General features: G+C 53.7%; 7 protein-coding genes. 3 read left to right on the forward strand and 4 right to left on the reverse strand.

Going from position 1 to position 7,026, the window contains the following annotated elements:
• Positions 1 to 77: 77 nt before the first annotated feature.
• Together QHG98_07155 and QHG98_07160 are read right to left on the reverse strand one after the other, a co-directional pair.
• Positions 78 to 614, reverse strand: coding sequence for a nitroreductase/quinone reductase family protein (locus tag QHG98_07155; protein MDH7597494.1), 537 nt, complete (start codon positions 612 to 614; stop codon positions 78 to 80).
• A gap of 11 nt (positions 615 to 625) precedes the next feature.
• Positions 626 to 2,422 carry a PINc/VapC family ATPase gene (locus QHG98_07160; GenBank protein MDH7597495.1) on the reverse strand — a complete coding sequence of 599 codons (1,797 nt, stop codon included), beginning with the start codon at positions 2,420 to 2,422 and terminating at the stop codon, positions 626 to 628.
• A gap of 406 nt (positions 2,423 to 2,828) precedes the next feature.
• Between QHG98_07160 and QHG98_07165 the strand changes: the two genes are divergently transcribed.
• Together QHG98_07165 and QHG98_07170 are read left to right on the forward strand one after the other, a co-directional pair.
• Complete coding sequence (locus tag QHG98_07165) at positions 2,829 to 3,365, forward strand: hypothetical protein (GenBank protein ID MDH7597496.1); 537 nt, start codon at positions 2,829 to 2,831, stop codon at positions 3,363 to 3,365.
• 104 nt (positions 3,366 to 3,469) lie between these two features.
• Entirely contained in the window at positions 3,470 to 4,111 is a 642-nt protein-coding gene (locus QHG98_07170) for an MBL fold metallo-hydrolase (protein ID MDH7597497.1), read from the forward strand.
• Between the two features lie 115 nt (positions 4,112 to 4,226).
• Here QHG98_07170 and guaA read toward each other — a convergent pair whose 3' ends face one another.
• Positions 4,227 to 5,135: a glutamine-hydrolyzing GMP synthase gene (gene guaA / locus QHG98_07175; protein MDH7597498.1), complete on the reverse strand. Its 909-nt coding sequence runs from the start codon at positions 5,133 to 5,135 to the stop codon at positions 4,227 to 4,229.
• Positions 5,136 to 5,347: 212 nt separating this feature from the next.
• On the reverse strand, positions 5,348 to 5,494 hold the full coding sequence (locus QHG98_07180) for a hypothetical protein (GenBank protein ID MDH7597499.1): 147 nt from the start codon (positions 5,492 to 5,494) through the stop codon (positions 5,348 to 5,350).
• A 124-nt stretch (positions 5,495 to 5,618) separates the two neighbouring features.
• Here QHG98_07180 and QHG98_07185 point away from each other — a divergent pair, with 124 nt between their 5' ends.
• Positions 5,619 to 6,551, forward strand: a complete 933-nt coding sequence (locus QHG98_07185) for a mechanosensitive ion channel (protein MDH7597500.1) — start codon at positions 5,619 to 5,621, stop codon at positions 6,549 to 6,551.
• Positions 6,552 to 7,026 lie beyond the last annotated feature (475 nt).

Genomic DNA, 7,026 nt, shown 5'->3' on the forward strand with positions numbered 1-7,026 from the left:
CTATTAACCCCTTTTATGATCTTCCCATTTCGCTAAGCAGTTGTATAGATGCTGTTTTATATCAAAAAAGCATTTATTTAGGAATTCTCATGAGGTCGCTCTGCAGAAACCACTCCTGAGGATCTCAGCGCCTGTTGCGAGCTCGATGAGATTTCTGGAGTTATGCGGATGACCGTCACCCCTCTCATCCTCTCCCTGAGCACGCCCTCCTCAACGGTCCACGGGTTGAAGCCGTAGATGAGTCCGCTCAGTCCACCGTTCTTCAGTATCTGGCGCAGCGCTGTGAATCTATCATCGTCATCGCTGACCTCCTCAGCGTGACCTCTGATCCTCCCGTCCGGAAGCATGATCTCAAGATGGGGCTCTGCCAGGAGGTTGAGGTACCAGGCGCCCTGCGACCTCTCACCACGGTAGCAGTAGATTCTCCCGTTCATGATGGCGTAGCCCACAGGCGTGTACCGCGTCCTTCCAGTCCTTCTGCCCTTCAGTATGAGCACCATGACCCGGCCTGTCACAGGATTTGAGACGATGCGCCCCAGACCGATCCTGAAGGCGGGCACAACGATGAGATTGTTCAGGAGCCTGAAGAAAAGCCGGTATATCCATGCGTGCATCTGTCCACAGGCTACCCCTCTACCAGCCTGACCTCGACCCTCTCCCCTCTCTTGAGCCTGTTCAGCATCAGTCGTGCGATCTCTGATGATTTTGCGATTCTTATGTCCCCACGCCTGCCGATCGTAGCTGTGAACACCGGCTCGCTTCCCACGAAGACCTCAGCACTCGCTCCAGCGCCGGCCCCCACCCAGAGTATGAGATGCCTGTCGCTCTCCTCCACCCTGGGGGTTATGACATCCGGCTCCTCTCTGCGTCCGCGTATGTCTATGTGCATTCCAAGTGCTCTCTCTATCTGCTCTATGTTCCGCCCCGACTTTCCGATGACCCTGGGGATCTGGGACTCAGGGACCGTGACGACCATGCTGCTGTCGGAGATCATCTCGACCTCAAAAGGGCCTCTGACATGATGCGCTAGCTCCTTCTCGATCTCCTTGGAGGCGAGACGCCATACCGGCTTCTTTCCGGGCTTTGTTACAGGCATCACCACGATCTGGTCGCCATAGCTGTACATCTCGTACTCCACAGCCCCGGTCTCGAAGTCCCTCACGACAACGACAGGTCTGGCGAGATCTGCCTCGACCATGCCGGTAGGCACCTTGACGACAAACTCCACATCGAGAAGCTTGGTGACCTCGCCGCGCTCTATGAAGACCACGGTATCCACGACCTGGGGGATCATGCCCAGCTCCACCCTGCCGAGGAGCCTCTGGAGCGCATCTATCGGCTTGTTGGCATGCACCACCCCTATCATTCCAACCCCGGCGAGCCGCATGTCCGCAAAGACCACGAAGTCCTGGGTCTTCCTGACCTCGTCGTAGATCGTGTAATCGGGCCTGACCAGGAGCAGTATCTCCGACGAGGCCTCCATCGATCCCTCGAGCGGGCCGTACTGCGTCACCTCAGGAGGCACCTGGAGGTCCCTGGGAGACTCCATGGTCTTGACGACGTAGTTGCACTTCAGCAGGTACTCGGCTATGCCTGCTGCAAGCGTTGACTTGCCTGAGCCGGGAGGACCTGCGATAAGTATGCCCCTCTGGCCCTCGCTCAGCCTCGCCTTGAGCTCGTCAGCGTGTTTGTACGAGTCCAGATCGACCTTTGCGACAGGCCTGACCGCTGTTATCTCAAGACCATCTGAAAAGGGTGGTCTGGTTATTGCGATGCGCATGGGTCCGAGCTGAACAACCGTGGCCCCGTTCTTCTCTATCTCTATGTAACCCTCAGGATCGAGCTTTGCGCGCTCGATGATCTCCCTGGCCATCTCGCGCAGGTCCTTCTCTCTGATGGGCTTGTCGTCGAGCTTCACAAGCTTGAACGCGCCCACCCCGCCGCGCTTGGCCATCGGGATCGCATCCTCCTTGAGGTGAACGGAGAGCGTATCCTCTGTGAAGAACTTCTCTATGCTGAGCTTCTTTATCTCATCCCTCTCCGGTCTTATGTACTCCACATCCAGCCCCATGGCCTGAGCTACCTTGTACTGAATCGTATCGCTTGTAAGAAACGACGCGCCCAGCTCCAGGGCGACATCCCTGATCATGGCATCGATCTCGCCGCCACCAGCGAGCTTGATCTGATCCAGATCAGGCCTCACACCCACATACTCAAGCTCTATCTTCCCGGCCTTTGCGAGCTCTGAGAGGCGTCTCAGCTCCTCGAGCCCCTTTATCCCGATCTCGCGCCCGTGGTTTGCCTGAGCCTCGAGCTCAGCGACAACCGCCTCCGGTATCACGATTCTCCTGCCGGCGAGCGCGCCGGACTTGACCCTGGCCGAAATTCTGCCGTCGATGACGACGCTTGTATCAGGTACCACACAATCTTTCATCGTCCGAAACATCCTTCTTTTTATGGTATCCATCAGATTCTTTTCCACTTTTATATCGGTGAAATTCAAATATATATTTTCTGCACACATGCGGCCCAAAATGCGGCGCATGGATCGTCCAGCCTCCCTCGCACCTCAGCTTGGGCTTGAATGTGAAGGACAGCAGGAGCCGGAGGTATCACATGAAGCATGAAGATCTGGATGATGCTTACATGATGGGGCATCTACTGTCCCGGCAGATCATCCTCTGCTTGAGCAGGACCTGTCCAGATAAGAGCAGAATCCAGAAATTTGACCTTACTGCTTCTTCATGTCAGAAACATTTGATCCTTATTCGGACACGTCCCTTGAGCAGATAGCAACCTTTATCTCTCCATAACCCATGGCTATGACCATGATATCCAGATCCGTAACGGTCATCTCAATTCTGTTAATTGCATCAGGGCTGGTGCATGCTGTTAGTGTGCCCACCGAGAATCTTCCCGCGGGATTCAGGCTGCTGGGCGTGATCGATGCGAACACCACAGGAGTGAACATATCCGAGGAGATAAACGACTTTTACGGCGCGAGGGACATCGGCAGTGTGAGTGATGTATCCATCGGTAAATACATCTGGGGAGAGATGGGCGTGGACTACGATGCCAAGATCACGATACTCTCTCTGAAGGACGACGCATATGCAAGGGCAGCATATGAGAACTACAGGAGCAGGGAGGAGTTCAAATACCCGCCCATTAAAGGTATCGACAGGTTCGCAAATGCCACCATAAACGGCCATGATGCCCTCGAGATAAGAGACATGGTTAGGGATCTCCGGGGCCCATCGATAAGGTTCCTGTACCTCTGGACCAACAGCAGCAGCGTTGTGCTCGTTGAGGGCAACGGCTCGCGCGAGAGCAGCATGGCGCTGGCAGCCGCAACCGGCATGTGAGCTGCCGGCAGAACTGCAAAACATTTTTTTGTAAGAGCTGAGATGGCAGGTTGAGATACCGTGCCTGATGTGCGCGGAATAGACAGTACAGAGGGTGATGGAGCATGGATATAAAATGGTTCGGGCATTCCTGCTTTCAGATAACCGATTCCATAGGAAGGACCGTCGTGACCGATCCCCCCGATGAGAGCGTCGGCTACACGCTCCCGCCGATCAGAGCGGATGTCGTTCTAGTGAGCCACGATCATTTCGATCACAACAACGTGGAGGCGGTGATGGGATCGCCGATTGTGATAAAGCATCCTGGGATTTATAAAGCAGCTGGCATCGAGGTAAAGGGCGTTGCTACATATCATGATGATGCAGGAGGTAAATTGCGGGGCATGAACACGGTCTTCTGCTTCACCATGGATGACATCAGGGTGTGTCACCTGGGCGACCTGGGGCATGTGCTCAGTGACAGCGAGGCGAGGGCGATAGGCGATGTGGACATTCTTCTCATCCCTGTTGGGGGGACATTCACGATAGACGCGCGCGGTGCTCTTGCAGTCATAGACAAGCTCAGGCCGAAGCTCGTGATCCCCATGCATTACAGGACGCCGGCTCTGGCGTTCGATCTCGACCCTGTGGACAAGTTCCTGAAGGCAGCGAGAGGGCGGAAGGTTCTCGGGCCTGAGAAGCTTCTTCACGTATCCAGAGAGGATCTTTCTCAGCAGAGGATCGTGCTCCTGGAGTACGTCTCGTAGAAGGGGTGCTGCATGATGGGGCTCAGCCTCTTTGCGGCCTTTGCTTTATGCGCTCTGGCCGGAGCACCCTGTGTTTACCGGATTCTTCTCAGACGATGCAGCAGATCGGCGAGTATCACTCGAACTCTATTGTGCCTGGCGGTTTCGGGGTGATGTCGTACACCACCCTGGATACCCCGGGTATCTCGCCTGTTATCCTTGAGGATATCCTTCTGAGCGCATCCCAGGGGAGCTCGAGGACATCAGCCGTCATGGCATCTCTCGACGTCACTGCCCTCACTGCGACGACCCAGCCGTAGATCCTGTTATCACCCTTGACGCCTGTGGCCTTTCCGATAACAGCCGCGAACGCCTGCCACGGTTTGAATGAAGAGATCTCCTCCTCGACTATCGCGTTTGCGGTTCGCACGACCTCCAGCTTCTCCTTTGTTATCTCACCAACGATTCTGACCGCGAGACCTGGCCCTGGATACGGCATCCTCTCGCTTATCTCCATCGGCAAGCCAAGCGCCCTTGCGACCTCCCTGACCTCGTCTTTATAGAGATCGCGCATCGGCTCGATTATGCCCTTGAACTCGATGTGTAGAGGCAGCCCGCCCACATTGTGATGCGACTTTATCCCGCCCTCGGACTCGATCCTGTCAGGATAGATCGTGCCCTGGATCAGATACTCTGCGCCGACCTCGGATGCAACCTCCTCGAAAACCCTGATGAACGTCTCGCCTATGATCTTCCTCTTCTGCTCCGGATCTGTCACTCCCCTCAACGCGTTCAGAAATCTCTCTGATGCATCCACTTTTATGAGATTGAGATGGCTGAAGAGCTCCACGATCCGCTCCGACTCGAAACGCCTCATGAGACCGCTGTCGACATAGACCGGTATCAGATTCTCCCCAAGAGCCCTGTGAGCGAGAACTGCACAGACAGAGCTGTCGACACCGCCTGAGAGGGCTATTATCGCCCTGCCCTTCACCTCACGCCTTATCTCATCTATTGCGTTGTCGATAAAACGCTGAACATCCATACTAATAGCAGGAGATCTCACCGGATAATAGGCTTGTGGTGGTTCAGGGTGTTGCGCATGCAGAGAACCGCATCCATTGACCGAATGGAATGACTGGCAGTCTCTAATGAGCTGGCCCGAACAGCTTATTGGAACAGCTGAACGGTCACAATTCGGCGATCAGCAGTAAACCCAGCCAGGTCAAATGCTGCTGGCAGTGCAGACGTACACTATCATTTCAGCCCGATCGCCTTCCTTGCTGCGATCACGGGATCGCCGTAGAAGATTGGGTCGACCCGCTCGGCGATATCTGCAGACACCTCCAGGAAGTGCATTTTGTTCTCGATCGGTATCAGCGCGCACCTGGCGCCGTTGTCCATTCCCAGCTGAAGGGGCTCAGCCAGTGAGCGGACGGCCTTGCTGTGAACTCTTGATATTTCATCTCATGGTTCCCTATAACTCCATGGCATAACTTTTATCTCATGCTTCTCGCATCTGGAAGCGATGGTCACCTACACGCTCGAGAATGTCACTGTTTACCCAGCTGCTGTCGTCAATGACACTATAGAAACAATAGCAGCGCAGAGCAGCAACAGTTCCCTCACAGTGCTCTACAGCGCCGTGAGCAGGATAGATCCCATAGCTCTCATCACAAACCTTGTAATAATAATTATAATTCTTATCGGAACACAGATCGCCGCAAAGATCGCGGATCAAATGCTTCAGAGGTACTTTTTGAGCTTTGCTGACAGGATGTTGAAGAACAACATACTCAGAGCGGAGCATGTCGAGGAGGAGCGGACCAGGACATTTCATATAATAATAAGAAGGATCGTGGTTGCGGCGATCTACCTGGCCGGCATTGCTCTGGTCATACTCCAGATCCCGCAGCTTTACAGGATAGCAGTCGCGTTGCTCGCCGGCGCCGGCCTGGCAGGCTTGGCGATAGGCTTCGCAGCAAAGGATGCTCTTTCAAACCTGATATCGGGACTGTTCATAGCGGTCTTCCAGCCGATACGCGTCGGCGATTACGTCACCTTCCGCAACGACTATGGGTACGTGGAGGATATCACCCTGAGACACACAGTCATATGCACCTGGGATAAAAGGAGGATTGTGGTTCCGAACAGCGTGATCTCCACAGAGGTCATAGTGAACTGGTCCATGCGGGATCCGGTGTCGGTATGGACGGTAGATTTCCTGATACAGGATGCATCGAAGATAGACCGAGCAAAGTCGATAGTTCTTGAGATTGCAAGGAGCCAGCCACACGTTCTGAAGGAGATGGAGATCAAGGTTCTTCTTGTGGAGAGCAGTAAGGACGGCAACAGGCTGCGTCTGTACTTCAACTCACCCAACAGGGATCTTGCGTTCGACACAGGATGTCAGATACTGGAGGAGGCGAAGAAGATATTCTTGAGAGAGGGTATAAGCTAGAATTTGCCCTCGCCCATTTAGCCCCCAACCTATTGATCTGCCTGCGTAATAATATTGATAAAATTTTATCGCTCTTATGTGCGTAGCAACTTGCAAAGCATGCAATGTGGTCGCTGAAAGCATTCATTCGTCGAAACGAACGCATAGCATGACCTCTGCCCCTTCAGACAAGTCATCAAATGGATAAGAGCGAATTTTATATCATTGTGACATTTTGTTGCCCGACACTGGAAAAGGGGACGGCCCAAGCTTTCCCCGGCGACTATAGTATCCCTCATGAGTTGATATAATATTATATATTAAATAAAATTATCTACGAAGTATAACGTATCATCAGTTTTTAAATGGATTTACATGAAGTGACAAAAAGGATCATGACAGACAGAATTATCAGAAAATTGTTATTATTGAGAGTTGGCAGCGACCTGCATTTCCCGAGGGCTCGCGCACCTCAGTACAGTGCAGGACGTGGGCG

It is taken from the genome of Methanothrix sp., from assembly GCA_029907715.1.
Lineage (GTDB): Archaea > Halobacteriota > Methanosarcinia > Methanotrichales > Methanotrichaceae > Methanothrix_B.